The sequence below is a fragment of the Modestobacter sp. SYSU DS0657 genome (assembly GCF_054050925.1).
The window spans coordinates 27,007-51,505 of the sequence record NZ_JBJHAG010000028.1 but is presented as its reverse complement, the minus strand read 5'-3'; the positions used below and the strand labels follow the sequence as shown (position 1 = coordinate 51,505).

The window sequence follows — 24,499 nt, the reverse complement described above, 5'->3', positions numbered from 1 at the left end:
GGGGGGTATAGATGTGGTAGTGCAACCCCCCCCCCCCGCCCGCCCCCCCCCCCCCGCCCCCCCCCGCCCCCCCCCCCCCCCCCCCCCCCCCCCCCCCCCCCCCCCCCCCCCCCCCCCCCCCCCGGGACTGCCGATGACGGGAGCGGGCGCCAGGAGGCGCTTCGAGAGCACCGGGGAGATCCGACAGTGAGCATCGCGAGCGTGGAGCAGATGGCCGGCATGGCGCCGGCCGTCCGGACCAAGGCGGCCGTCGCCCGCACGGACCTGCCCGGGATCCGCAAGGCGGCCCTCTTCCTCGCCCAGCTGACCAAGGAGGAGGCCGGCACGATCCTCGCCCAGCTGCGCCCCTCGGAGGTCGAGAAGATCACCGGCGAGCTGATGCGCCTGGACAAGGTGGACGGCTCCGACGTCGACGACGTGCTGAGCGAGTTCCACGGCCTGATGATGGCGCGCCGGTTCGTCGGCACCGGCGGCGTCGACTTCGCCCGTGAGGTGCTCGCCGCCGGCCTCGGCGAGGAGAAGGCCGACGGCATCCTCTCCCGGCTCAACGTCGTCTACACCGAGCTGCCCTTCGCCTCGCTGCGCAACAGCGACGTCCGGCAGCTGGTCACCTTCCTCAAGGACGAGCACCCCCAGGTCATCGCTCTCGTGCTCGCGCACCTGCCCGCCCCGCAGTCGGCGGAGGTCCTCTCCGGCTTCCCGCCGGACCAGCAGGCCGACGTCGCCTACCGGATCGCGCTGATGGACCGCACCGCACCGGAGATGGTCCGGATGGTCGAGGAGGAGCTCGGCCGCCGGATGGGCTCCCTGCTGGCCTACCAGGACATGGCCACCGTCGGCGGCGTGGACACCCTGGTCGAGATCATCAACCGCTCCCCCCGCCCGACCGAGCGCTCCATCCTGGAGTGGCTGGACAACAGCGACCCGGAGCTCGCCGAGCGGATCCGCTCGCAGATGTTCGTCTTCGAGGACATCGTCACCATCGACGACCGCTCGCTGCAGCTGGTGCTGCGCGACGTGGAGGCCAACGACCTGGCCACCGCGCTCAAGGGCGTGAAGCAGGACGTCCGGGACAAGGTGGTCCGCAACCTCTCCGAGCGCGCCGGGGAGAACCTGCTCGAGGAGATGGAGCTGCTCGGCCCGGTCCGCCAGCGCACCGTGGAGGAGTCGCAGGCCAAGGTGGTCGCGGTCATCCGCACGCTGGAGGAGCAGGGCGTGCTGACCATCTCGCGGGGCGGTGAGGACGATTTCGTCGCGTGACGTCAGCGCGCGGGAGTCGCTGCTGCTGCGCGGCTCGTCGGCCGCCGACGCCGTCCCGTACCAGCGCACCGGCGACGGTGCGCCGTGGGGACGACGCACCCGCGACCAGCGGGCCGGCGCTCCCCCCGTCGTGCCCGCCCCGGCGGCGCCGGTCGACCCCCTGCCCGCTGCCGGCGCGCCGGTCGCCACGGCCGCGGTGACGGCGGCCGTCGACGCCGCCGTCGGCCGGTCCCAGCCGGCCGACCCGCCCGCGGCCCCGCCCGTCGGTGCGAGGCTCCCGCTGACCGCCGACCCGGCGCAGGCCCGCCCCTGGGCGCCGGCCCACACCCCGGTGGACACCGTCGCCCAGCAGACCGCTGCGCGCACCGGCCCGCGCCTGGGCGAGGTCTACGCCGAGCAGCTCGCCCGGCTGCGCGAGGAGGCCCGCCGCGAGGGCTGGGCCGCCGGGCACGCCGAGGGCCTCGTCGCCGCCGAGCAGGTGGTCGCCGACGCCGAGCGCGCGGCCGAGGAACGGCTGGCCGACGTGCAGGCGCGCTGGGAGCGGCGGCTGGCCTCGGCCACCGCGGCCATGGGCGCCGCGGTGGAGCGGCTGGACGCCACGGCCGCGCCGGTGGTCGGCGAGCTGCGCGACCACGTGCTGGATGCCGTCGTCACGCTGGTCGGCGACCTCCTCGGCCGTGAGCTGGCCACCGCCGACGCCGCCGGGCTGGACGCCCTGCGCCGCGCGCTGACCCTCTGCCCGGCCGACGTGCCCGTCGTCGTCCGGCTGCACCCCGACGACCTCACCGAGGTGCCCCCGGCCGCGCTGGCCGACCTGCCCCCGTCGGTCCGGGTCGTCGGAGACCCCGACGTGGAACGGGCCGGCGCGCTGGCCGAGGCCGGCACCCTGCGGGTGGACGCCCAGCTCGGCGCCGCCCTCGAGCGGGTGCGGTCGGTGCTGCGCTCGTGAGCGTCCTCACCGATGGCCCGGCCGCCACGCTGGTCGCGCGGGCCCGGGTCGCGGCCCGCCCGGAGCTGTCCGGCGTGGTGACCGGCGCGATGGGGCTGACCCTCGGCGTCGAGGGCGTTCCCGCCGCTGTCGGGGACCTGGTGGAGGTCAGCTCCGGCCGCCGTCCACTGCTGGCCGAGGTGGTGGCGGTGCAGCGGGAACGGCTGACCTGCATGCCGCTGGGTGACCTCTCCGGCGTGCGCGCCGGCGCCCGGGTCCGCCCCACCGGGCGGCCGTTGCAGGTGCCGGTGGGCGAGGCGCTGCTGGGCCGGGTGCTCGACGGGCTGGGGCGGCCGATGGACGGCGGTCCCCCGCTCGGCTCGCTGGTGTCCTGGGTCGACCTGACCAGCGAGACGCCCAACGCGCTCACCCGGGAACGGGTGCGCCGGCCGCTGGCCACCGGGGTGCGGGCGCTGGACACCATGGTGCCCGCCGGCCGCGGTCAGCGGTTGGGCATCTTCGCCGGCTCCGGTGTCGGCAAGTCGACCCTGCTGTCGCAGATCACCCGGGGCACCGACGCCGACATCCGGGTCATCGGGCTGATCGGCGAGCGTGGCCGCGAGGTCCGGGAGTTCATCGAGGAGGACCTCGGCCCCGAGGGCCTGGCGAACAGCGTCGTCGTGGTCGCCACCTCCGACGAGCCGCCGCTGGTGCGGCTGAAGGCGGCCTTCGTCGCCACCCGGATCGCCGAGGCCTTCCGCGACCAGGGCCGCGACGTGCTGCTGATGATGGACTCGATCACCCGCACCGCGATGGCCCAGCGCGAGGTCGGGCTGTCCGCCGGCGAGCCCCCGGCCACCCGTGGGTACCCGCCGAGCGTCTTCGCGATGCTGCCCAAGCTGCTGGAGAAGGCCGGCACCAGCACCACCGGCTCGATCACCGGGCTGTACACCGTGCTGGTCGACGGCGACGACCACAACGAGCCGATCGCCGACACCGCCCGCTCCATCCTCGACGGCCACGTCGTGCTCAGCCGGCGGCTGGCCACCGCCGGCCACTTCCCGGCGATCGACGTGCTCGAGTCGATCTCGCGGGTGGCCACCGCGGTCGTCCCGCCGCCGCAGATGACCGACGCGCGGGAGCTGCGCCGGATGCTCGGGGCGCTGCGCGACGTCCGGGAGCTCATCGAGATCGGCGCGTACCAAGCCGGCACCGACCCGCTGGTCGACCGTGCCCGGCGCCTGCTGCCGGACATCGACGCCTTCCTGCGCCAGGCGACCTCGGACTCCACCCCGCCGCCCGAGGCGTGGGCCCGGCTGCACGGCCTGGTCTCCGCCGCGTGAGGCAGCCCGCCTTCCGGCTGGAGCCGGTGCTGCGCCTGCGCCGCACCGAGGAGCGGACAGCGGCGCTGGCCGCGGCCGCCGCCGCCCGCGAGGCCGCCGAGGCCGCCCGGCGGGTCGAGGACGACGCCGCGGCGCTGTCGGCCCGCCGGCTGCCCGCGGCCGTCCCCGGCGCCGCCTTCGTCGCCGCGATGGTCGCATCGTCGGCCGCGGCTGCCGATGTGTCTGCTGCACGGGCTCTCGCCGTCGCCCACGCGGAACAGGCCGAGCTGGTCCGGGCCCGCTGGACGGCGGCGGCCCAGCGCACCAAGGGCCTGGAGAAGTTGCGCGAGCGCCACCTGGCGGCCGCGCGCACCGCCGCCGAGGCGGCCGAGGAGCGCGCGGTCGACGACCTGGTGACCGGCCGCCACACGACGAGGACGAGGGAGGAGGAGGGCACGTGGAGGGACTGACCGCGGTGCACAGCCGGATCGGCGAGATCCAGGCCCGCTTCCTGCGCACGGCACCGAGCTCGGAGGCCGCCTGGTCCAGCGCCGCGTCGGCGGCCGGCCTGACCGGCACCGCATCGACGGCGTCGACCGGTCTCACCGGCTTCGCCGCCACCGGCACCGGCGCCGAGGTCGTGGGCGCGGCGCAGAAGTACCTCGGGGTCCCGTACCGCTGGGGCGGCACCGACCCGCAGAGCGGCCTGGACTGCTCCGGGTTCACCCAGCGGGTGTACGCCGACCTGGGCATCAGCATCCCCCGCACCTCCTCCCAGCAGGCCACCGCCGGCCGCCCGGTCGCCTCGCTCGCCGAGGCCCAGCCCGGTGACCTGGTGTTCTTCGACAACTCCGGCAGCCGGCCGGGCATCGACCACGTCGGGCTCTACATCGGCGGCGGCAAGATGATCGCCGCCCCGCAGGAGGGCGACGTCGTCAAGGTGCAGGACGTCGGCAACCCCACGGTGATCCGCCGTGTGCTCCCCGACGGCGCCGCCTCCACCGCCTCCGCGACGACCGGCGGCAGCGGTCTCGGCGGCGTCCCGTACGCCGACCTGTTCCGCGCCGCCGGCAGCCGGTACGGCGTCGACCCGGCGGTGCTCGCCGCGATGGCGAAGACCGAGTCGGGCTTCAACACCTCCGCGGTCTCCCCCGCCGGCGCGGAGGGGCTCATGCAGTTCATGCCGGCCACCGCGCGCGGCCTGGGCGTCGACCCGAGCGACCCGGCCTCCGCCATCGACGGCGCCGCGCGCTACCTGGCGAGCCTCACGAAGCAGTTCGGCTCCACCGAGCTCGCGCTGGCGGCCTACAACGCCGGGCCCGGCGCCGTGCAGCGTGCCGGCGGCGTCCCGCCCTACGCCGAGACCCGGTCCTACGTCCAGAAGGTGACCAGCGCCGCGGAGGCCTACCGATGACAGCCCCCATGTCCGCCCTGCCGATGACGCCGGCCACCGGCCGCGCCGGCAGCTCCACCGGCGGTCCGGCCACCGGGTCCGCAGAGAACGCGGCCGGCTTCGCCAGCGCGCTGGACGACGTCCTGCACGGCGCCGGCACCCCCTCCCGCCGCCCCGGGAACGGGGCGGGTGGGGCATCGGGCGGCGCCTCCGGCGAGGGGACCGACGGCGAGACCCCGGCGACGCCGGTCGCCGTCCCGGTCGACGTGCCCCCGGGGTTGTGGGCGCTGCTCGCCGCCGGGGCGTCGCTGGGCACCACGCCCGGCACCCAGCCGGAGGCGGCCGCCGCCGCCGCGCTCATCGGCGCGGTCACCGGCGCCACGGCGACCGGCGGGCAGCCGCTCGGGGTCCAGCAGCCCGGCGTCAGCGCCCCGGTGCTCCCGCTGCCCACCGTCACCGACCCGGCGGCAGCCGGCGCGGAGCCGGCCGCACCCGCGCCCGGCACGCCGGCCGCGCTGCTGTCCGCCCTCGGGCTGGCCGGCACGCAGCCGGCCACCGCCCCGGCCGGGACCACCGGGGCCGACGCCGCCGGCCTCCCGGCCGACCTGCCCGTCGTCGTCCTCCCCGCGACCGCAGGCGACACCGCTGACACCGGAACCGGCCCCGACGCAGGTCCGGGCCACGGCAGCGGCAGCGGCAGCGGCAGCGGCAGCGGCACAACCGAGCCGGACGCGGTCGGTCTCGTCGGCGGAGCGACCGCCTCGCCGACGGCGGTCCGCACCGACCCGCTCGGTGCCGCCGGACCCACGCCGCCGGCTGCGGAGCCGCCGGTCGCCCAGCAGCTGGGCCGCCAGCTCGCGGTGCTCAGCAACGCGCCCGACGGGAGCTCGACGATGACCCTGGTCATCACCCCCGAGGAGCTGGGGCCGGTCTCCATCCAGGTCACGGTGACCGACGGCAGCCTGGACCTGACCCTGCAAGGCGGTTCGGACGCCGGACGACACGCCCTCACCGATGCGCTGCCGGAGCTGCGCCGGGAGCTGGAGGGCGCGGGCCTGACCCTGGGCCGCCTCGCCGTCGACGACACCACCGCCGACCTGGGCAGCACGCTGCGCTCGGCGCAGCAGCAGCTGCTCGACGCCCGCGCCGGCCAGCAGGGGCAGGGCTCCGCCTCCGGGCAGCAGGGCCAGCCCGGAGAGCAGGGGCCCGGCACCCGGACCGCGCGCGACCCCGAGCACCGCGGTGAGGGCAGCCCCGCCCTCGCCACCGAGCAGTCCGCGTCGTCCGGCGTGGACGTCCTCGCCTGAGACGGAGGAACGATGAGCAGCCCGGTCACCGGACCCACTGGTTCCGCCGGCGTCGTCACGACGGACGCCAGCCCCTCGGTCAACCGTGGCGACCAGATGGGGAAGGACGTCTTCCTCAAGCTCCTGGTCGCGCAGATGCGCTACCAGGACCCCAGCAACCCGACCAGCAGCAGCGAGTTCATGGCCCAGACGGCGACCTTCACCCAGGTGGAGAAGCTCGAGGAGATCGCCTCGCAGAACAAGGCCCTGGTCGGGCTGCAGCGGTCGCTCAGCGCAGGTGCGCTGGTCGGCCACCAGGTGACCTACACCGACACCACCGGCGAGACGAAGACCGGGACGGTGAGCGCCGTCCGGATCGCCGGCACCGGCGCGGAGACCGAACCGCAGGCGGTCGTCGACGGCGTCACCGTGCCCCTGGGCCGGGTCACCGCCGTCACCCTGCCGACCCCCGCCACCCAGCCGACCGCCTGACCACCCCCGACCTCAGGAGCTCTCCCGATGCTGCGTTCCATGTTCTCGGCCATCTCCGGCCTCAAGGCGCACCAGACCAAGCTGGACGTCGCCGGCAACAACATCGCCAACGTCAACACCGTCGGCTTCAAGGGCAGCCAGACCGTCTTCGAGGACACCCTGTCCCAGGTCCTCCGCAACGGCTCGGCCCCGCAGGGCCAGACCGCCGGCTCGAACCCGGCCGCGGTCGGCCTGGGCGTCAAGGTCGCCGGGATCACCACCAACTGGACGCAGGGCTCGGCGCAGAGCACCGGCCGGTCCAGCGACTTCATGATCACCGGCGACGGCTTCTTCATCACCCAGTCCGGCAACGAGAACCTCTACACCCGGGCCGGCTCCTTCGACACCGACGGCGTCGGCAACCTGGTCACCCCCGACGGCCTGGTGCTCCAGGGCTGGATGGCGGACAACGGCACCATCGACCCGCAGGGCCCGCTGGTTCCGCTGCGTATCCCGCAGGGCCAGGTGCTGCCCCCGGTCGCCACCACCGGCGCGGCGATCCAGGGCAACCTCTCCGCCGGTGCCGCCGTCGGCGCAGAGGTGACCTCCCAGATCCGGATGTACGACGACCTGGGCAACGCGCACGAGATGTCGGTGGTCATGACCAACACCGGCACGAACACGTGGGACGTCACCTTCAGCGAGGGCGCCCGGACGGTGACCCGCAGCCTCACCTTCTCCGGCACCGCGCCGACCACCGGCGAGCTCACCTCCGGGGGGACGGTGACCTTCGACCCGGACGCCGACTTCACCCCGGCGTTCCCGAGCTGGACCGGCGCGGTCACCATCGACCTGAGCGGGCTCACCCAGTTCGGCGGTGCCAGCACCGCGGCGGGCAAGACCAATGAGAACACCGGCTCGGCGCTGGGTGTCCTGGAGAGCTACTCGCTCAGCAACGACGGCACGATCGTCGGCCTGTACTCCAACGGCCTGCGGCAGCCGCTGGGCCAGCTGGCACTGGCGACGTTCACCAACCCCGGTGGCCTGGAGAAGGCCGGCAACAGCTCGTTCCGCGCCGGCGACAACTCCGGCAACCCGGTGGTCGGCCAGGCCGGCACCGGCGGCCGGGGCCAGCTCTCGGCCGGCGCGCTGGAGATGTCCAACGTGGACCTGGCCGAGGAGTTCACCGGCCTGATCGTCGCCCAGCGCGGCTTCCAGGCGAACAGCCGGGTGATCACCACCTCCGACGAGATCCTCCAGGACCTGGTCCAGCTGAAGCGCTGATGAGGGACCCCCTCCTCCCGCACCACTCGCACGCTCGTGGCGGGCCCCTGGAGGGGGCCGAGGGGCCCGGTCACCCGTCGGGATGACCGGGCCCTCTCGACTCAAGCAGTCCCGCCGGGACGCCGAAGACACCTGTGCCGCGCTCCGCGCGCACCGGTGAGCACCCTCACCGCCGACCCCGGGAGCTCCACCGTGATCCGTCTGACCCGCCTGAACGGCAAGCACTTCGTGCTCAACGCCGAGCTGGTGCAGCGCGTGGAGGGCCACCCGGACACGGTGGTCACCCTCGCCGACGACACCAAGTACGTCGTCGTCGAGACGGTGGACCAGGTCGTCGACGAGATCCGCGACTGGCGCGCCAGCATCCAGGCCACGGCCTTCCGGATGGACCGCGGCGAGCACCGACCGCTCCCCACCCCCGACCACCTGCAGGGCCCCGACGACTCCTCGGTCGTGCCCTTCCCGAGCCGAGACGAGCGCTGACCCATGGATCCCGCCACCCTGATCGGGTTCGTCATCTCCCTGGTCGCCCTGGTCGTCTTCATGATCCTGGAGGGCGCCGACCCGACGACGCTGATCTTCCTGCCGGCCATCATCCTGGTCGTCATCGCCACCTTCGGCGCGGCGCTGGCCAGCCAGACGATGACCGACCTGAAGAAGATCCCCACCTGGTTCAAGATGGCCGTCATGCCGGCCAAGGTGCCGCCGGCCACCGAGCAGATCCAGACCCTGGTCAGCCTGGCCGAGAAGGCCCGCAAGGAGGGTCTGCTCGCCCTGGAGGCGCAGGTCAAGGAGATCGAGGACCCGTTCCTCAAGCGCGGCCTGCAGATGAGCATCGACGGCACCGACCCCGAGGACCTGCGCGCCATCCTGGAGGGCGAGATCTCGGCCAAGAAGACCGAGGACAAGGTCGCGGCCAAGTTCATGAACAACATGGGCGGCTACGCGCCGACCATCGGCATCCTCGGCTGCATCGTCGGCCTGATGAACGTGATGGGCAACCTGCAGAACCCCGAGCTGCTGGGCCCCATGGTCTCGGCGGCGTTCATCGCCACCCTGTGGGGCGTCATGGCGGCCAACTTCTGGTTCCTGCCGATGGGCGCCAAGATCCTCCGGGTCAGCGCGCTGCAGGCCGCCCAGATGGAGCTGCTCGTCGAGGGGATCGCCGAGATCCAGGCGGGCACCAGCCCGCGCACCGTGCGCGCCAAGCTCACCTCCCTCGTTCCGCCCAGTGAGCAGGAGCGCGAGGCGGCATGAGCAAGAGCGGCGGGCACGGCGGGCACGGCGGCCGCCGGGCCAAGAAGCACGAGGAGCACGAGGAGCACGAGAACCACGAACGGTGGCTGGTGTCCGGCTTCGACATGATGACGCTGCTGTTCGTGCTCTTCGTGGTGCTCTACGCGATGAGCTCGATCGACCTGGCCAAGTTCACCGCCTTCGCCAACGGCGCCCGCGAGGGGGCCGGCGCCCCGGTCACCATCCTCAACGACGGGGCGGCCATCGACGCGCCGGTCGAGAACGACAGCCCGCTCAAGCCCGTGCAGGTCGCCCAGGAGGCGGCCATCGACGGCACGGCGCAGACCGAGGCCGAGAAGGCGGCCGCCGAGGCGGTCGCCAGGGAGCAGGCACAGCAGACCGCCGCCGAGGCGCAGGCCGCCTACGACCAGCTGGCCGCCGCCCGCGCGGCGCTGCAGCAGGCGCTCGCCGACGCCGGCATGTCCGGCGCCGCGGAGTTCGTCATCGACGAGCGGGGCCTCGTGGTGCACGTCGTCAGCGACCCGGTGCTGTTCGCCCCGGAGTCCGCCGTGCTCCAGCCGCAGGGCGTCGTCGTGCTCGACGCGATGGCCCCGACGCTCGCCGCGCTGCCCAACCGGATCGAGGTCGAGGGCCACGCCAACTCGTTGCCGGTCACCCCGGGCGGGCCCTGGCCGTCGAACTGGGAGCTGTCGGTCATCCGGGCGACGACGGTGCTCCGGCACCTCACCGAGGTCGACGGGCTGCCCGAGGAACGGGTGTCCGCGTCGGGTTACAGCAGCACCCGCCCCCTGGTCCCGGACAGCGACCCGAGCTACGTGACCGTCAACCGCCGGGTGGACGTGATCCTGCTGTCCACCGGCTCGGCCAAGGCCAACGCGCTGCTGCCCGGGATCGAGGCGGCCGCGCAGGCCGCCGCCCGGGCGCTCGGCAACTGAGCCGCACCACCACGACCACCGGTTCCAGCCACACCGACCACAGCACCACCGAGAGGAGTCACCCATGGCCAAGAAGAAGAAGGCCGACGTCGAGGACGAGGAGTCCTCGGGCGGCGGCAAGGGAAAGCTGATGATCATCGCCCTGGTCGCGGTGCTCGCGATCGGCGGTGGCGCGTACTTCTTCCTGTTCAGCGGCTCCGGCGAGGCCGTGGCCGAGCCGGCGCCCGAGGCGGGCAGCGTGGTGCTCTCCATCGACCCGGTGGCGATCAACCTGGCGGGGGGCAGCTACCTCAAGCTGGGCATCGCGCTGCAGTTCACCCTCGCCTACGACGAGAGCGCCGGGGGCGGGCACGGCGCCAGCGCCACCCCCGACGGTTCCAAGGCCCTCGACATCGCCATCGCCCACTTCTCCGGCGCCGCGCTCGGCGACGTGCAGACCAACCGCGAGGCGATGAAGGCCGCGCTGCAGGAGAAGATCATCGAGGCGTATCACGGCGACGTCTACGAGATCAACTACACGGAGTACGTCACGCAGTAGCAGTAGGACCCCCTCGCCCCCAGCACTCGCACGCTCGTACCGGGGCCCTGCACGGGGCCGTTCCAGCACCCCACGAGGGCGTCCCCAACCGGCGCTCCTCCCCCACGGAGCCCCTGGGGTCACACCCGTGCCAGCCGGTGCTGGAGGTTCCGGCACCGGCTGGTCAGGGTCCGGCGGTCCCCCGCCGATGAGGACATGCGTGAGCCTGTCCGACACCGTGGCCGACGCCCCCAGCGCGGCCCCCCGGAGCCCCGAGGGGCAGGGCCGCACGCGTCGTCGTGAGCCCCGCACCTACGACTTCCGGCGGCCGACGAAGCTCTCGCGCGAGCACGTCCGCATCCTGCAGATCACCCAGGAGTCCTTCGCCCGCCAGGCGACCACCACGCTGACCTCGCTGCTGCGCACCGGCGTCCGGGTGGAGCTGGTCGGCATCGAGCAGTTCTCCTACGACGACTACATCGCCACGCTGCCCACCTCGCACTTCGTGGCGACCTTCACCCTGGAGCCGCTGGCCGGCAAGGGCGTGCTCGCCTGGCCGCTGGACACCGCCATGGCGATGGTCGACCACATGCTCGGTGGGTCCGGCGGGGGCGAGCAGCCCGCCCGGCCGATGACCGGCATGGAGAGCGCGATCACCGGCCACCTGCTGGACCGGCTGCTCGACGAGCTCGGCGAGGCGTTCGCCCCGGTGACGCCGATCACCCCGGCGCTGGACGGCGTCGAGTACAACCCGCAGCTGGCCCAGGCCGCCTCCGGTTCGGAGACGGTCATGGTCGCCACCTACAGCATGCGCGTGGGCAGCCGGGAGCCCGACGTCACGCTGGTGCTGCCGTTCTCCTCCTTCGCCGGCCCGCTGAACAACGCCGCCTCCCCGCAGCTGTCGGAGTCCGCGCGGCACAAGCGCCAGCGGGCGGTCGAGGCGCTGACCGAGCGGCTCTTCGACGTCCCGGTCGACGTGAGCGTCCGGTTCAACCCGATCGAGGTGCCCTCGGGCGACCTGCTGTCCCTGGCGGTGGGCGACGTCCTGCTGCTGCGGCACGCCCAGGACAGCCCGCTGCAGGTCACCACCAACGACGTCACGTTCGCGCACGCCCTGCCCAGCAACCACCGGCGCCGCCTGGCCGCCGAGATCGTCCCCGACACCGCGACCGGCGGAAAGGACCCAGCATGACCACCGCCTTCGGCACCGACCGCTCGTCGGACTCCGAGACCATCGCCGCAGCGGTCGCTGCGGCGGCCCAGGCCGCTGCCGCCGCCCTCCCCGCCGAGCTGGACCTGCGTGCCGGGGACCCGGTCAGCGACCCGGAGTCCGTCCCGCTGCCGGCCGAGCCCGGCGTCGCGGTCACCGCCGCCCTGGGCGGTGAGGTCAGCGGTGACATCGTCCTGGTGCTCTCCGCCGAGATCGTCGCCGCGCTGACCAACTCCCCGGTCGGGGCGATGGACGTGCCCACGGCGCTGCGCCCGGCCCTGGAGGCCGCCGCGGCCGCGCTCGGCCGGGTGCGGGTCGCCGCCGAGCGCACCGAGGACGTCGTCGCGGCGCTGGACGGCCTGCGGGACAAGGGCGTCTTCCTCGCCGTCCCGCTGGCCGCCGGCGGGGAGATCTCGGCCACCCTGGCCCTGCAGGTCACCCTGCCCCAGCCGCGCGAGCGGCGCGGCAGCCTGGACCTGCTGCGCAACGTGGCCATGGAGGTCACCGTCGAGATCGGCCGCACCCGGATGACGGTCTCCGAGCTGCTGTCGCTGCACCCCGGTGAGGTCATCGAGCTCGACCGCGCCGCCGGCGCCCCGGCGGACCTGCTGGTCAACGGCACCCTGATCGCCCGCGGCGAGATCGTCGTGGTCGACGAGGACTTCGGCCTGCGGATCAGCGAGATCGTGACCGACGCCGCCGAGTACGGGCGCCCCCAGTGACGCAGGGCACGACGACCGGGAGCCGGCGATGACGTGGATGGTCATCCGGCTCGTGCTGTCGCTGGCCTTCGTCGCCGGGGTGCTGCTCTTCGCGGCCCGGATCGCCAAGAAGCGCGGTCTGGGTCAGGGCACCGGCGTCATCGAGGTGGTGAGCCGGCAGCGGATGGGTCGGGCCAGCAGCGTCTCGGTGCTGCGCGTCGCCGGCCGGGTGCTGGTCGTCGGGTCGACCGAGGAGCAGGTGACCCTGCTCGCCGAGCTGGAGGACGAGGAGCTGCAGACCGCGCTGGCGGCGCAGGCCCGGCCGCACGCGACCGCCTCCGACGTCGAGACCGCCGCGCTGCCCGCCACCCGGGTGCCGGCGCTGGCCCGCAGCAGCTCCGGCCCGCTGGCCGGCTCGGTGCTGGACCGCGGCACGTGGACGACGGTGGTGCAGGAGCTGCGTGACCGAACGGTGCGCCGCTCGTGAGCGCGCTCGCCACGCCGGTCACCCGCGGCTGGGGCCGCCGGGCCGGCTGGGTCGCGCTGCTGGCCGTGCTGGCGGTGGTCGGGCTGGTGCTCCTGGCCGGCCCCGCGTCGGCCGCACCGACCCCGCCCACCGAGCCGATCGCCCCGGTCGCCCCGGTGGTCGACAACGGCGGGCTGGACATCAACATCGGGGGCGACAACCCCAGCACCGCGGTCACCCTGCTGCTGGCGATCACCGCGCTGTCGATCGCGCCGTCGGCGCTGCTGCTGGTCACCTCGTTCACCAAGATCCTGGTGGTCCTGGCGCTGACCCGGAACGCGCTGGGGCTGCCCACCTCCCCGCCGAACCAGGTGCTCACCGGGATCGCCCTGTTCCTGACGATCTTCGTCATGGGACCGGTGTTCAGCGACATCAACGACGTCGCGGTGCAGCCCTACCTGGACGGCGCGATCACCGCCTCGGCGGCCTACGACTCCGGCGTCGAGCCGCTCAAGGCGTTCCTGCTGGACAACACCCGCGACGACGAGCTCAAGCTGATGATCGGGCTGTCCGGCGAGGAGCGGCCCGCCGACGCCGCGTCGGTCAGCATGATGACCCTGGTCCCGGCGTTCGTGCTCTCGGAGCTGAAGAGCGCCTTCATCATCGGGCTGGTCGTGTTCATCCCGTTCCTGGTGCTGGACATGCTGGTCAGCGCCTCGCTGATGGCGATGGGCATGATGATGGTGCCGCCGACGGTCGTCTCGCTGCCCTTCAAGCTGCTGCTGTTCGTCATCGTGGACGGCTGGGCGCTGATCACCACCGCGCTGGTCGGGTCGTACGGATGACCGCCCGGATGAGCGCCCGGACGACCGGGGGCCGGCATGTCTGACGCCGACGTCACCGAGATCGCCACCCAGACGATGATCATCGCGGCGAAGGTCGCGGCCCCCATCCTGCTGACCGCCCTGCTGGTCGGCTTCATGATCTCGCTGTTCCAGGCGGCGACCCAGATCCAGGAACCGACGCTGTCGTTCGTGCCGAAGATGATCGCGGTGGCCATCGCGCTGCTGGTGACCGGCAACTGGGTGCTCGCGGAGCTGGTCTCCTTCACCGAGCACCTGTTCGAGTCGCTGCCGCGGTTGCTCGGCAGGAGCTGAGGGCACCGGTGGACCTCCAGGTCCCCTCGGCGACGCTGGCCGCGCTCCTGCTGGCCACCGTGCGCGCCGGCGGGTTCATCGTGCTGGCCCCGCCGTTCAACTCGAACGGCATCCCGCTGGCGGTCAAGGGCGCGCTCGCCGTGGCGCTGTCGCTGGTGGTGTTCCCCCAGCTGACGGGCACGATGCCGGAGATCACCGCGGGCTTCCTCGTCGTCTGCACGATCACCGAGGCGGTCATCGGGGCCGCGCTCGGCTTCGTCGTCCAGGTGCTCTTCACCGCCGTGCAGCTGGCCGGTGACCTCATCGACGTCACCGGCGGCTTCTCGCTGCAGCCGGCCTACGACCCGCTGTCGCTCACCACCAACGCGGCGATCGGCAAGCTGCACTACCTGCTGGCGATCACCCTGCTGTTCACCAGCGGCGGCCACCTGCTGCTGGTCCGCGGCTTCGTCACCTCCTACCAGGGGCTCCCGGTGGGCGGCGCGCTGCCCACCGACCAGCTGGGGTCGGCGCTGGTCACCGCCTTCTCCATGATGTTCCTGGCCGCCCTGCAGATCGCCGGGCCGATGGTGGCGGTGCTGCTGCTGGCCGACGTCGCGCTGGCGCTGCTGTCCCGCGCCGCCCCGGCGCTGAACATCTTCGCCATCGGCTTCCCGGTGAAGATCATGACCACGCTGGCCCTGCTCGGGCTCACCTTCCCGCTGCTCCCCCCTGCCCTGGACTCGCTGATGGAGACCGCGGTCCGGGCGATGACCTCGTTGCGGAGCGGCTAGTGGACGTCCCGGGAGGTGAGGACTGATGGCCAAGGACGGGCCGGGCGGTGAGAAGACAGAGAAGCCGACACCGCAGAAGCTCAAACAGTCCCGCAAGGACGGGCAGATCCCCCGGACCCAGGAGCTGGGCACGTGGCTGGGCGCCGCTGCGGCGAGCGTGCTGCTGCCGATGCTGGTGGGCAGTGCGTTCGACTCCGTGCAGGAGCTGTTCGTGCAGGTCGGCGCGGTGGCCAACAACCCGGATCAGGTTGCGCTCTCGGAGCTGATGGGGCGGGGACTCAGCGCGTTCATGACCACCCTGCTGCCGATGGCGCTGGCCATGATGCTGATCGGCGCGCTGGCCTCCGCGTCCCAGGGCGGGGTCACCATCGCCACCAAGGGGATGAAGCCGACGCTGAAGAAGTTCAACCCGCTGCCCGGCTTCAAGCGGATGTTCGGCACGCACGGCCTCTGGGAGGCGACCAAGGCCATCATCAAGACGATCGCGCTCGCCACGGTCATCGCGCTGACCTCGGACGACGCCCAGCACCTGGTCTCCGCCTCCGGCTCGCTGCCGCTGTCGGAGATCACCCGGGTGTTCACCGACTCGGCCGTGCTGATGTTCCGCGTCGTCGGGTTCACCGGCCTGGCGATCGCGCTCGCGGACTACCTCGTCGTCCGCAAGCAGACGATGACGAAGCTCAAGATGAGCAAGTACGAGATCAAGCAGGAGCACAAGCAGTCCGAGGGCGACCCGTACATGAAGGCCCAGCGCCGGGCCACCCAGCTGTCGATGTCCCGCAACCGGATGATGTCGGAGATGGCCGACGCCGACGTGCTGCTGGTCAACCCCACGCACGTGGCGGTCGCGCTGAAGTACGACCCGATGAAGGGCGCCCCCCGGGTGGTCGCCAAGGGCGCCGGCGAGGTCGCCGCACGGCTGCGGGCCCGGGCCGAGGAGTGCCGGGTGCCGATGGTGCAGGACGTGCCGCTGGCCCGCGCCCTGCACGGGTCGTGCGAGCTCGGGCAGGAGGTGCCGCCCCAGCTGTTCACCGCGGTCGCCCGGGTGCTGGCGTTCGTCATGCACCTGTCCGCGCGCGGCGTGCGCGGCGGGATGCACCGGCCGGGCTTCGAGGCACCCGAGGTGGACGGCCTGCCCAAGGCCGGACGGCGCCGCTGAGGAAGGAGCCACCGAAGGCCCCGCCTGCCCCTGGCTGCCTCCCGGGGCCCGATCCGAGCCCGCGAAGGTTCGCGAGGAGGGGGTCGTCCTCCCGCGGCGGGGCCCTGCAGGAGGGCCACGCCTGGGGCGCGCGGCGCGGCTGTGACGCACGGTGTGGCACTCCGCCGTGCGGTACCGGCCGTTCCCGGGACTGCCGAGAACGGCGGTGGAGGGGCGCTGCGGCGCTCCGGTCACCGCCGGCACTGCAGCACAGGAACGAGGTCTCGTGGGCAAGCTGACGAAGGCAGCCGTCCCCATCGGGGTCGTCTCCATCGTCCTGATGCTCGTCGTCCCGCTGCCGGCCGCCGTGCTGGACCTGCTGCTGGGCCTCAACATCACGGCGTCACTGCTGATCCTGCTGGTCGCGATGAACATCAAGCGGCCGCTGGAGTTCGCGATCTTCCCGTCGCTGGTGCTGATCGCGACGCTGATGCGCCTGGCGCTGAACGTCTCCTCCACCCGGCTGGTGCTCAGCGACGGCTACGCCGGCAAGGTCATCGAGGCCTTCGGTCACTTCGTCATCGGCGGCTCGCTGATCGTCGGCCTGGTCATCTTCGTCATCCTGACGATCATCCAGTTCGTCGTGATCACCAACGGTGCCGGCCGCGTCGCCGAGGTGGGCGCCCGCTTCACCCTCGACGCCATGCCGGGCAAGCAGATGGCCATCGACGCCGACCTGAACGCCGGGCTGATCAACGAGTCGCAGGCCCGCAAGCGCCGGCGCGAGGTCACCGCCGAGGCCGACTTCTACGGCTCGATGGACGGTGCCAGCAAGTTCGTCAAGGGCGACGCGATCGCGGCCATCATCGTCACCCTGATCAACCTGATCGGCGGCTTCGCGATCGGGATCATGCAGCGGGGCCTCCCCCCCGCCGAGGCGGTCTCGACCTACTCGCTGCTGTCGGTCGGCGACGGCCTGGTCTCGCAGATCCCGGCGCTGCTGATCTCCACCGCGACCGGCCTGATCGTCACGCGCTCGGCCTCCGAGGGCAACATGGGTCACGACCTGATGACCCAGCTGGGCCGCAACAAGCAGCCGGTGCGCATCGCCGGCGTCGCCGCGCTGGCGCTGTGCCTGATCCCCGGCCTGCCCAAGCTGCCGTTCTTCCTCATCGGTGCGCTGTTCCTCTTCGCCGCCAGCCGGATGACCGACACCCCGGACGAGGACGACGACGAGACCCCCGCCACCGACGTCGCGGCCGCCGAACCGCAGCCGGACTCCCCGGAGGCGATCGCCGACCGGATGCGGGTCGACCCGCTGGAGCTGGAGGTCGCCTTCGACCTGGTCGAGCTGGTCGACACCGCCCGCGGCGGCGACCTGCTGGACCGGGTGAAGGCCCTGCGGCGCAAGGTCGCGATGGAGACCGGGCTGGTCATCCCGCTGGTCCGCACCCGGGACAACCTGGACCTGCCGGCCTCGCAGTACGTCATCTGGCTCAACGGCGTCCCCGCGGCCAAGGGCACCTCGCCCGCCGGCACGGTGCTCGCGATCGGCGACCACCTCGACGGGCTGCCCGGCAAGGCCACCCGCGAGCCGGTGTTCGGGCTGGCCGCCAAGTGGGTGCCCGCCGAGCTGCAGCGGCAGGCCGAGATGGCCGGGGCCACCGTCGTCGACCGCTCCTCGGTGATCACCACGCACCTGGCCGAGGTCGTCCGGCAGAACGCCTCGTCGCTGCTGGGCCGGGAGGACGTCAAGGTGCTGGTGGAGATGGTCCGGCGCACCCACCCCGCGGTCGTCGAGGAGCTCACCCCGACGCTGCTCAGCCTGGGCGAGGTGCAGCGCGTGCTCCAGGCGCTGCTGGACGAGGGCGTCTCGATCCGCGACCTGGTCCGCATCTTCGAGGCCCTGTCGCTGCGCGCCAAGATCTCCACCGACCTGGACGGGCTGGTCGAGGCGGTGCGTGCCGCGCTCGGCGCTGCGATCAGCCACCCCTACGTCACCCCGGACGAGCGGCTGCACGTGATCACCCTGGACCCGACGTTCGAGCAGCGACTGCTGGAGGCGGTCCGGCCGACCGAGGGCGGTCAGGTGCTCGCCCTGGACGGCAACACCGTCGACGCGCTGGTCCGCGGCTGCTCCGACCTCCTCGAGGAGGCCGACCGGATGAACCTCTCCCCTGTCCTCGTGTGCTCGCCGCAGGTGCGCGCCGCGCTGTCCCGCCTGGTCCGCCAGGTCCTGCCCCGGCTGTCGGTCATCTCCTACAACGAGGTGTCCCGCACGGCCCAGATCGAGTCGCTGGGAGTGGTGAGCGGTGCCGTCGCGATCCGTTGAGGCCGCCACGCGGGACGAGGCGATCGCCGCGGCACGCGAGGAGTTCGGGCCGGCCGCGCGCATCGTGGGCGTGCGCCGGATCAGGACCGGTGGGATGTTCGGCTTCTTCGCCTCCGAGCGCTACGTCGCCGAGGTGGAGCTGCCGCGCACGCCCGACCCCGCCCCGCCGACCCCGGAGGCCACCCGCCGGGTCACCGCCAAGGCCGCCGCCAAGGCCGCCCAGCCCTCCCTGGCCGAGCGGATGGAGGAGCTCTCCGACCTGCTCGGCGTGGACTCCGCTGCCGAGCCGGCCGTGGGGCTGTACTCGCGGCCCGGTGCGCCCCGGGCCGAAGCCGCCGCGGCCGCCCCCGCCGCCCGGTCCGCCGCATCGTCGTCCCGCACCGCATCGTCGTCCCGCACCGCATCGTCGTCCCGCACCGCGGAGTGGTCCTCCACCGCGCCGTCCTCCCGCACCTCCGCGACGAGCCGCGTGTCGTCGGCGAAGGGCAGCACGGGCTCCGCACGGCCGGCGGCATCGGCCGCCACGCCGTTCACCCCGGCCCGGCACACCCTCATGCTGTCGCCCGACGAGCTCGCCGAGACCCCGCTGACCGGCGACGAGCCGATGAGCGGGGACACCGGCGCCGCCCCGTCCCCGTTCGCCGCCGCGCTCACCCGGATGGTGTCCAGCGACGCGCAGGTGCAGTCGGCGGTGGCCGACGTCGCGGTGGCCGAGGCCGCCGCCGCCGAGGCCGCGCGGCTGGAGTCCGAGGCGGCCGACGCCGCACGTCGTGAGGCCGCCGCCGCCGAGGCCGCCCGGATCGAGGCGTCCGCTGCCCAGGCCGTCGCGGCCGAGGCCGCCCGCCTGCAGGCCGCCCGGCTGGAGGCCGCGGCTGCCGAGGCCGCCCGCCTGGAAGCCGCCCGGATCACCGCCGAGGCGGAGGCCGCCGCCGCGGCCGAGGCCGCCCGGATCAAGGCCGAGGCGGAGGCGGAGGCCGCCGCCGAGGCCGCCCGCATCCGCGCCGAGGCCGAGGCCGCGGCGGCCGAAGCCGCCGCAGAGGCCGCTCGCATCCGCGCCGAGGCCGAGGCCGCGGCTGCCGCAGAGGCCGCCCGCCTGGAGGCCGCGCGGGTCGAGGCCGCCCAGCTGGAGGCGGCTCGCCTGGAGGCCGCGCGCGCTCAGGCCGAGGCCGAGGCCGCCGAGGCGTCCGCCCGGGCCGCGGCCGAGGCCGCCCGCGCGGCGGCGGAGGCCGAGGCGGCCGCCGAGGCCGGGCGCCGGGCAGCTCCCCTCTCCATGGTCGACTCCGTGCGCAGCGCCGACGACGAGCTGGCCGACCTGCTCGAGCAGGTCCTGGCGGCCAACGGCTCCGGCCGCGGCCGGCACCGCTTCCCCGAGCAGGTCGCCGAGGCAGCCGAGTGGGCCCAGGCAGCCGAGTGGACCCAGGCAGCCGAGTGGACCGAGGCACCGGCCACGACCGAGTTCGCCCTGCCCGGGATCGCCGACGCCCGGCCCGCGGTGCCCCCGGTCCGCGACGTCCCGCAGCCGTGGGCCTACGCACCCGCCGACGTCGACGCGGCTGACGCGATGGGCGCCTACGACACCGGCGCCTACCGGGCCGACGGCCACGGCGACCGGGCTCCGGCCGCCACCGGCCCGCAGCGGGTGGTCGACGCGGTCCTGGTCGAGGAGGCGCCGCGGCGCAGCGACGCCCGGCAGCCCGAGGCCGTCGAGGAGTTCCGGCTGGCCGCACCGGTGGTCTCCTCGGCTCTGGCCCGCACCGCGAGCGACCCGGCTCCGCTGCCGCTGGACGCCACCACCGTGCTCCCGCCGCTGTCCCTGCTGCCCCCGCAGCGGGCCGGTGGTCTCGATGGCGCGCCGCCGCTGCTGCGGTCCCGGCCGGCCGTGCCACCGGTGCGCGGTGGCCGTCCGCCGGTCCCCCCGGCTCGCCCCGCCGGCAGCCGGCTGCCGCTGGTCACCCGGCCGGTGCGCATCGAGCTGCCTGCCGCACCCACCCCGCCGGCCGCACCTGCGCCCGAGCCGGAGCCCGAGGGCCGGCTGGCCACGGTGACCCGCCTGGTGCCGGCCCGGTCGGCCGAGCTCGAGCCCTACGCGGCCAGCCGCGCCGAGGAGTTCGTCATCCGGCTGCTCACCCTCGGGGTGCCGCACACGCTGCTGGGCCCGGACTTCCTCGCCGACGTCGCCGCCCGCGGGGTGTATGCGGCGCTCACCCGGACCTTCACCGACCACCTGCCGCAGGCACCGCGGTTCCCCGTCGAGCCGGGCGAGGTGCTGCTGGTCGTCGGGCCGGGCGCGGAAACCTTCGCGACGGCGCGCGCCCTGGCGCTCACGCTGCGGCTGGACCCCGAGACGGTGCAGTGGGCCAGCTCCGGTGCGCTCGCGCACCTCGCTCCGCAGCACAGCCGGATCAGCTCCCTGGAGACCGCCCTCGAGCGTCGCCGGACCAGCGCGTCGGCCGGCACGGTCACGATCGTCGCCGTCGACGCGCCGCTGCGCACCGCCGGCGGACCGTGGCTGGAGCACATGCTGGCCGTCTGGTCGCCGACCTCGGTGTGGGCCGTGCTCGACTCGACCCGCAAGCCCGAGGACCTGGTGCCGTGGCTGGGCGGGCTGCCCCGGGTCGACGCGGTGGTCGTGCAGGACACCGACTCGACCGCTGACCCGGCCGCCGTGCTCGGTCACCTCCAGGTGCCGGTGGCGCTGATCGACGGCGCCCGGGCGACCGCCCACCGCTGGGCCTCGCTGCTGTGCGAGCGGCTGGAGGAGCTGGAGGCGTGATCGGCCCGTTCCGCAAGGACGTGCTGGTGACCGGCTTCGTGCTGGCCATCCCCGTCCTCGCGCTCGGTCTCCGGGGTGATTTGAGCACCGACGAGGTGCTCACCCGCGTGCTGTGGTGCCTGGGCGCCGGGTGGGTGGCCGTCGGGCTGGTGCTCTGGGCCACCGCTCCCGCCCGGACGCCGGCCACCGCGCCGGTGCCCGAGCCCGCGCCGGAGCAGCCGACCACCCCCTGACCGACCCGCTCACGCACGTCCCACGCTCTTCACCCGCGTTCCACGCGCCGCAGCACGGGGGTCGCGAGCGAAGAGCGTGGGAACCCAGCGTCGAGGGGTCCCGCCGTCCACTTCCCACGGCGTTGTCCACAGATGTCCCGGGGCCGCCGGCCGACGCCCCGGACGACGGCACGGTGGCCGCATGGAACCCATGACCGGCCCACCGGCCCTGGTGCTGCGGCGCCGGGCCCTCGCCTCCGGCCTGGTCGACGACGAGATCCGCCGGCTCCGCCGGCGCGGCGAGTGGACGACGCTGCAGCGCGGCGCCTACCTGGCGCAACCGGGAGACCTCGACCGCCGGCAGCGGCACCTCCTCCGGGTGCGAGCCACCGTGGCCGGCCTGCGCAGCCCAGCGGTGGTGAGTCACGCCTCGGCCGCGGTCGTGCACGGCCTCCCGCTGTGGGCCATCCCGCTCGATCGCGTGCACGTCACCCGGCAGCCGCCCGCACGCGCCGTCCGGGAGAGCCGCCTGCACTCCCACGCCGCGCGTTTCACGGTGGACGACGCAGTGGTGGTCGACGGACTGGCGGTCACCAGCGTTCCCCGCACGGTGGTCGACCTCGCGCGCTCCCTGCCGTTCGAGCCGGCGCTCGCCGTCGCCGACGCCGCCCTGCACCGGGGCCTGACGACGCCCGCCGAGCTCGCCGACGTCGTGACGGCGGCGAGCGGCACCCGGGGCAGCCGGGGGGCCCGGCGGGTGGTGGCCGCCGCTGATCGGCGCAGCGAGAGCATCGGCGAGAGCCGCAGCCGGGCGGTGATGATCGAGGCCGGGCTGCCGGTGCCCGACCTCCAGGTGGAGGTCCGCCGTTCGGACGGCGGGTTCGTCGGCCGCAGCGACTTCGGCTGGCGGCAGCAGCGGCTGCTCGGGGAGTTCGACGGCCGCCTCAAGTACGGCCGACTGCTCCGTCCGGGCCAGTCACCCGGGGATGCTGTGTTCGAGGAGAAGCGGCGGGAGGACGCCCTCCGGGAGGAGCGGTGGGGCGTCGTCCGCTGGGTGTGGGCCGAGCTGGACACCCGGCAGGTCGTCGTCGACCGGATCGACCGGGCCCTCGCCCGCCAGCTCCGATGACGTGCGTCCCACGCTTCTCGCGCTCTTCCCACGCACCGGAGCACGTGGACAGCGACCGAAGAGCGTGGAAAGCGGGGCGCCCGGCCCGGCACCGCGGCGGAGGACGCACCGGCTCCGGGTCGCCGTCCCCGCGCTCCGACGAGGGGACGACGACCCGGCTGCCGGGCGGGCGACCGGCCGTCAGAGCGGGAGGTCCTCCAGCATCTCGGTGACCAGCGCCGCGATCGGCGAGCGCTCCGAGCGGGTCAGGGTCACGTGCGCGAACAGCGGGTGCCCCTTCAGCGCCTCGATCACCGCGGTCACGCCGTCGTGCCGGCCGACCCGCAGGTTGTCCCGCTGCGCCACGTCGTGGGTGAGCACGACGCGGGAGTTGGTGCCCAGCCGGGACAGCACGGTCAGCAGCACCCCGCGCTCCAGCGACTGCGCCTCGTCGACGATCACGAACGAGTCGTGCAGCGAGCGCCCGCGGATGTGCGTCAGCGGCAGGACCTCGATCAGCCCGCGGGCCAGGATCTCCTCGACGACGTCACCGGAGACCAGGGCGCCCAGGGTGTCGAAGACCGCCTGCGCCCAGGGGGCCATCTTCTCGCCCTCGCTGCCGGGCAGGTAGCCCAGGTCCTGCCCGCCGACGGCGTACAGCGGCCGGAAGATGACCACCTTCTTGTGCGCCCGCCGCTCCATCACCGACTCCAGGCCCGCGCAGAGCGCCAGCGCCGACTTGCCGGTGCCGGCGCGCCCGCCCATGGACACGATCCCCACCTCGGGGTCCAGCAGCAGGTCCAGCGCGATCCGCTGCTCCGCCGAGCGCCCGTGCAGGCCGAACGCCTCCCGGTCGCCGCGCACCAGGCGCACGTGCTTGTCCGGGGTGACCCGGCCCAGCGCGGACCCGCGGGAGGAGAGCAGCACGAGGCCGGTGTGGGTCGGCAGCTCGGCGGCGGCCGGCGTGAACAGCGACCCGGTGTCGTACAGCTCGCCGATCTCCTCGTCGTCCAGGGAGAGCTCGGCCATGCCCGTCCAGCCGGCGTCCACGACGCCCAGGCCGCGGTACTCCTCGGCGGCCAGGCCCACGGCGGCCGCCTTCACCCGCAGCGGCACGTCCTTGGTCACCAGGCGCACGTCCCGGCCCTCGGCCCGCAGGTTGAGCGCGACGGTCATGATCCGGCTGTCGTTCGAGTCGTTGCGGAAGCCGGCCGGCAACGCCGAGGGGTCGCTGTGGTTGAGCTCGACGTGCAGCGTGCCACCGTCCTCCCCCACCGGGACCGGGGCGTCGAGCCGGCCGTGCCGGACGCGCAGGTCGTCCAACCGGCGCAGCGTCTGCCGGGCGAACCAGCCCAGCTCCGGGTGGTCCCGCTTGTCCTCCAACTCCCCGATGACCACCAGCGGGAGCACCACCTCGTGCTCCTCGAAGCGCAGCAGCGCGCCTGGGTCGGAGAGCAGGACGGAGGTGTCGAGGACGTACGTGCGACGGCGAGTGCTCACGAGTCGACTCCCGTGGGACGCCACCCTGCGGACAGAGCGCGCCCCGGCTCGAAGGTGACCGGGTCCCGGCGCAGGGGCCGGGACTCGGCCCCTCTGGTCGACGATCGCTGTCGCACCAACCGGGCCTCCCGTGGACGGCGAGGCGGGCTCCCCGTCCACTGCGGACGTTAGGCCCTCATCCCGACGGAAGCGCCGCCATGACACGCCTTGGGGTGAGTCGTGCGACGTTCGCCATCGGTTGTTCGCCTGCCCGAAACACCGCGCCGGGGTCAGCCCTCCCGTCGCGGGCGGACGGCGACCGCGGCCCAGAGCACGGGCACCAGCAGCACCGGCCACTGCAGCGACAGGTCCCCCAGCCACAGCACCCCGGCCACCAGCAGCACGAGCAGCCAACCCGCCGTCCACAGCCCCAGCGCCCGCCGCTCCCCCGCGGTCGGCCCGGTCGGCACGGTCGGCACGGTCGGCACGGTCGGCAC

General features: G+C 74.1%; 25 protein-coding genes. 23 read left to right on the top strand and 2 right to left on the bottom strand.

Going from position 1 to position 24,499, the window contains the following annotated elements; genetic code table 11:
* Positions 1–186: 186 nt before the first annotated feature.
* The 23 genes from fliG to ACI79A_RS16145 all read left to right on the top strand — a co-directional run bounded on the left by fliG (position 187) and on the right by ACI79A_RS16145 (position 22,544).
* Complete coding sequence (gene fliG, locus ACI79A_RS16255; protein ID WP_457084790.1) at positions 187–1,260, top strand: flagellar motor switch protein FliG; 1,074 nt, start codon at positions 187–189, stop codon at positions 1,258–1,260.
* Positions 1,238–2,209: a FliH/SctL family protein gene (locus ACI79A_RS16250; RefSeq protein WP_457084789.1), complete on the top strand. Its 972-nt coding sequence runs from the start codon at positions 1,238–1,240 to the stop codon at positions 2,207–2,209. The genes fliG and ACI79A_RS16250 overlap by 23 nt, the downstream gene beginning before the upstream one ends.
* Positions 2,206–3,531, top strand: coding sequence for a FliI/YscN family ATPase (locus ACI79A_RS16245; protein ID WP_457084788.1), 1,326 nt, complete (start codon positions 2,206–2,208; stop codon positions 3,529–3,531). The genes ACI79A_RS16250 and ACI79A_RS16245 overlap by 4 nt, the downstream gene beginning before the upstream one ends.
* Positions 3,528–3,980: a flagellar FliJ family protein gene (locus tag ACI79A_RS16240; RefSeq protein ID WP_457084787.1), complete on the top strand. Its 453-nt coding sequence runs from the start codon at positions 3,528–3,530 to the stop codon at positions 3,978–3,980. Before ACI79A_RS16245 ends, ACI79A_RS16240 begins: the two co-directional genes overlap by 4 nt.
* On the top strand, positions 3,968–4,924 hold the full coding sequence (locus ACI79A_RS16235; protein WP_457084786.1) for an NlpC/P60 family protein: 957 nt from the start codon (positions 3,968–3,970) through the stop codon (positions 4,922–4,924). The genes ACI79A_RS16240 and ACI79A_RS16235 overlap by 13 nt, the downstream gene beginning before the upstream one ends.
* Positions 4,921–6,210 carry a flagellar hook-length control protein FliK gene (locus tag ACI79A_RS16230; RefSeq protein WP_457084785.1) on the top strand — a complete coding sequence of 430 codons (1,290 nt, stop codon included), beginning with the start codon at positions 4,921–4,923 and terminating at the stop codon, positions 6,208–6,210. Before ACI79A_RS16235 ends, ACI79A_RS16230 begins: the two co-directional genes overlap by 4 nt.
* A 12-nt stretch (positions 6,211–6,222) precedes the next feature.
* Positions 6,223–6,681, top strand: a complete 459-nt coding sequence (locus ACI79A_RS16225; RefSeq protein WP_457084784.1) for a flagellar hook capping FlgD N-terminal domain-containing protein — start codon at positions 6,223–6,225, stop codon at positions 6,679–6,681.
* 27 nt (positions 6,682–6,708) lie between these two features.
* Complete coding sequence (locus ACI79A_RS16220) at positions 6,709–7,944, top strand: flagellar hook protein FlgE (RefSeq protein ID WP_457084783.1); 1,236 nt, start codon at positions 6,709–6,711, stop codon at positions 7,942–7,944.
* A 192-nt stretch (positions 7,945–8,136) separates the two neighbouring features.
* Positions 8,137–8,427, top strand: coding sequence for a flagellar FlbD family protein (locus ACI79A_RS16215; RefSeq protein ID WP_457084782.1), 291 nt, complete (start codon positions 8,137–8,139; stop codon positions 8,425–8,427).
* 3 nt (positions 8,428–8,430) lie between these two features.
* Positions 8,431–9,201 (top strand): motility protein A, encoded by a 771-nt coding sequence (locus ACI79A_RS16210; RefSeq protein WP_457084781.1) that lies wholly within the window; start codon positions 8,431–8,433, stop codon positions 9,199–9,201.
* Complete coding sequence (locus tag ACI79A_RS16205) at positions 9,198–10,136, top strand: flagellar motor protein MotB (protein ID WP_457084780.1); 939 nt, start codon at positions 9,198–9,200, stop codon at positions 10,134–10,136. The genes ACI79A_RS16210 and ACI79A_RS16205 overlap by 4 nt, the downstream gene beginning before the upstream one ends.
* 64 nt (positions 10,137–10,200) lie before the next feature.
* On the top strand, positions 10,201–10,674 hold the full coding sequence (locus ACI79A_RS16200; protein ID WP_457084779.1) for a flagellar basal body-associated FliL family protein: 474 nt from the start codon (positions 10,201–10,203) through the stop codon (positions 10,672–10,674).
* 199 nt (positions 10,675–10,873) lie between these two features.
* Positions 10,874–11,845, top strand: coding sequence for a flagellar motor switch protein FliM (locus tag ACI79A_RS16195; protein ID WP_457084778.1), 972 nt, complete (start codon positions 10,874–10,876; stop codon positions 11,843–11,845).
* A complete protein-coding gene (gene fliN, locus ACI79A_RS16190) occupies positions 11,842–12,585 on the top strand; it encodes a flagellar motor switch protein FliN (protein ID WP_457084777.1) in 744 nt (247 codons plus the stop codon). Before ACI79A_RS16195 ends, fliN begins: the two co-directional genes overlap by 4 nt.
* Positions 12,586–12,613: 28 nt before the next feature.
* Positions 12,614–13,051, top strand: coding sequence for a FliO/MopB family protein (locus tag ACI79A_RS16185; RefSeq protein ID WP_457084776.1), 438 nt, complete (start codon positions 12,614–12,616; stop codon positions 13,049–13,051).
* Complete coding sequence (gene fliP / locus ACI79A_RS16180) at positions 13,048–13,875, top strand: flagellar type III secretion system pore protein FliP (protein ID WP_457084775.1); 828 nt, start codon at positions 13,048–13,050, stop codon at positions 13,873–13,875. The genes ACI79A_RS16185 and fliP overlap by 4 nt, the downstream gene beginning before the upstream one ends.
* Positions 13,876–13,911: 36 nt before the next feature.
* The gene (gene fliQ / locus ACI79A_RS16175; protein ID WP_457084774.1) at positions 13,912–14,187 is read left to right on the top strand and encodes a flagellar biosynthesis protein FliQ; all 276 of its coding nucleotides are present in this window, start codon (positions 13,912–13,914) and stop codon (positions 14,185–14,187) included.
* 8 nt (positions 14,188–14,195) lie between these two features.
* Complete coding sequence (gene fliR, locus ACI79A_RS16170) at positions 14,196–14,960, top strand: flagellar biosynthetic protein FliR (RefSeq protein ID WP_457084773.1); 765 nt, start codon at positions 14,196–14,198, stop codon at positions 14,958–14,960.
* Positions 14,961–14,985: 25 nt separating this feature from the next.
* A complete protein-coding gene (locus ACI79A_RS16165) occupies positions 14,986–16,119 on the top strand; it encodes an EscU/YscU/HrcU family type III secretion system export apparatus switch protein (RefSeq protein WP_457084772.1) in 1,134 nt (377 codons plus the stop codon).
* A 265-nt stretch (positions 16,120–16,384) separates the two neighbouring features.
* Positions 16,385–18,430 (top strand): flagellar biosynthesis protein FlhA, encoded by a 2,046-nt coding sequence (gene flhA / locus ACI79A_RS16160; protein ID WP_457084771.1) that lies wholly within the window; start codon positions 16,385–16,387, stop codon positions 18,428–18,430.
* Complete coding sequence (locus ACI79A_RS16155) at positions 18,411–21,203, top strand: hypothetical protein (RefSeq protein ID WP_457084770.1); 2,793 nt, start codon at positions 18,411–18,413, stop codon at positions 21,201–21,203. The genes flhA and ACI79A_RS16155 overlap by 20 nt, the downstream gene beginning before the upstream one ends.
* Positions 21,200–21,436, top strand: a complete 237-nt coding sequence (locus ACI79A_RS16150; RefSeq protein WP_457084769.1) for a hypothetical protein — start codon at positions 21,200–21,202, stop codon at positions 21,434–21,436. Before ACI79A_RS16155 ends, ACI79A_RS16150 begins: the two co-directional genes overlap by 4 nt.
* Positions 21,437–21,617: 181 nt before the next feature.
* Complete coding sequence (locus ACI79A_RS16145; RefSeq protein WP_457084768.1) at positions 21,618–22,544, top strand: type IV toxin-antitoxin system AbiEi family antitoxin domain-containing protein; 927 nt, start codon at positions 21,618–21,620, stop codon at positions 22,542–22,544.
* Positions 22,545–22,724: 180 nt separating this feature from the next.
* Here the strand turns inward: ACI79A_RS16145 and ACI79A_RS16140 are convergent, their stop codons facing one another.
* Entirely contained in the window at positions 22,725–24,023 is a 1,299-nt protein-coding gene (locus ACI79A_RS16140; protein ID WP_457084767.1) for a PhoH family protein, read from the bottom strand.
* Between the two features lie 269 nt (positions 24,024–24,292).
* The gene (locus tag ACI79A_RS16135; protein WP_457084766.1) at positions 24,293–24,490 is read right to left on the bottom strand and encodes a hypothetical protein; all 198 of its coding nucleotides are present in this window, start codon (positions 24,488–24,490) and stop codon (positions 24,293–24,295) included.
* Between the last annotated feature and the right edge of the window lie 9 nt (positions 24,491–24,499).

Bases quoted from the DNA above. Each gene is read 5' to 3' on its own strand.
- ACI79A_RS16185 (WP_457084776.1), top strand. From the start codon at position 12,614: ATGACGTGGATGGTCATCCGGCTCGTGCTGTCGCTGGCCTTCGTCGCC.
- ACI79A_RS16225 (WP_457084784.1), top strand. From the start codon at position 6,223: ATGAGCAGCCCGGTCACCGGACCCACTGGTTCCGCCGGCGTCGTCACG.
- ACI79A_RS16200 (WP_457084779.1), top strand. From the start codon at position 10,201: ATGGCCAAGAAGAAGAAGGCCGACGTCGAGGACGAGGAGTCCTCGGGC.
- ACI79A_RS16210 (WP_457084781.1), top strand. From the start codon at position 8,431: ATGGATCCCGCCACCCTGATCGGGTTCGTCATCTCCCTGGTCGCCCTG.
- ACI79A_RS16145 (WP_457084768.1), top strand. From the start codon at position 21,618: ATGGAACCCATGACCGGCCCACCGGCCCTGGTGCTGCGGCGCCGGGCC.
- ACI79A_RS16165 (WP_457084772.1), top strand. From the start codon at position 14,986: ATGGCCAAGGACGGGCCGGGCGGTGAGAAGACAGAGAAGCCGACACCG.
- ACI79A_RS16205 (WP_457084780.1), top strand. From the start codon at position 9,198: ATGAGCAAGAGCGGCGGGCACGGCGGGCACGGCGGCCGCCGGGCCAAG.
- fliN (WP_457084777.1), top strand. From the start codon at position 11,842: ATGACCACCGCCTTCGGCACCGACCGCTCGTCGGACTCCGAGACCATC.
- fliQ (WP_457084774.1), top strand. From the start codon at position 13,912: ATGTCTGACGCCGACGTCACCGAGATCGCCACCCAGACGATGATCATC.
- ACI79A_RS16220 (WP_457084783.1), top strand. From the start codon at position 6,709: ATGCTGCGTTCCATGTTCTCGGCCATCTCCGGCCTCAAGGCGCACCAG.
- ACI79A_RS16230 (WP_457084785.1), top strand. From the start codon at position 4,921: ATGACAGCCCCCATGTCCGCCCTGCCGATGACGCCGGCCACCGGCCGC.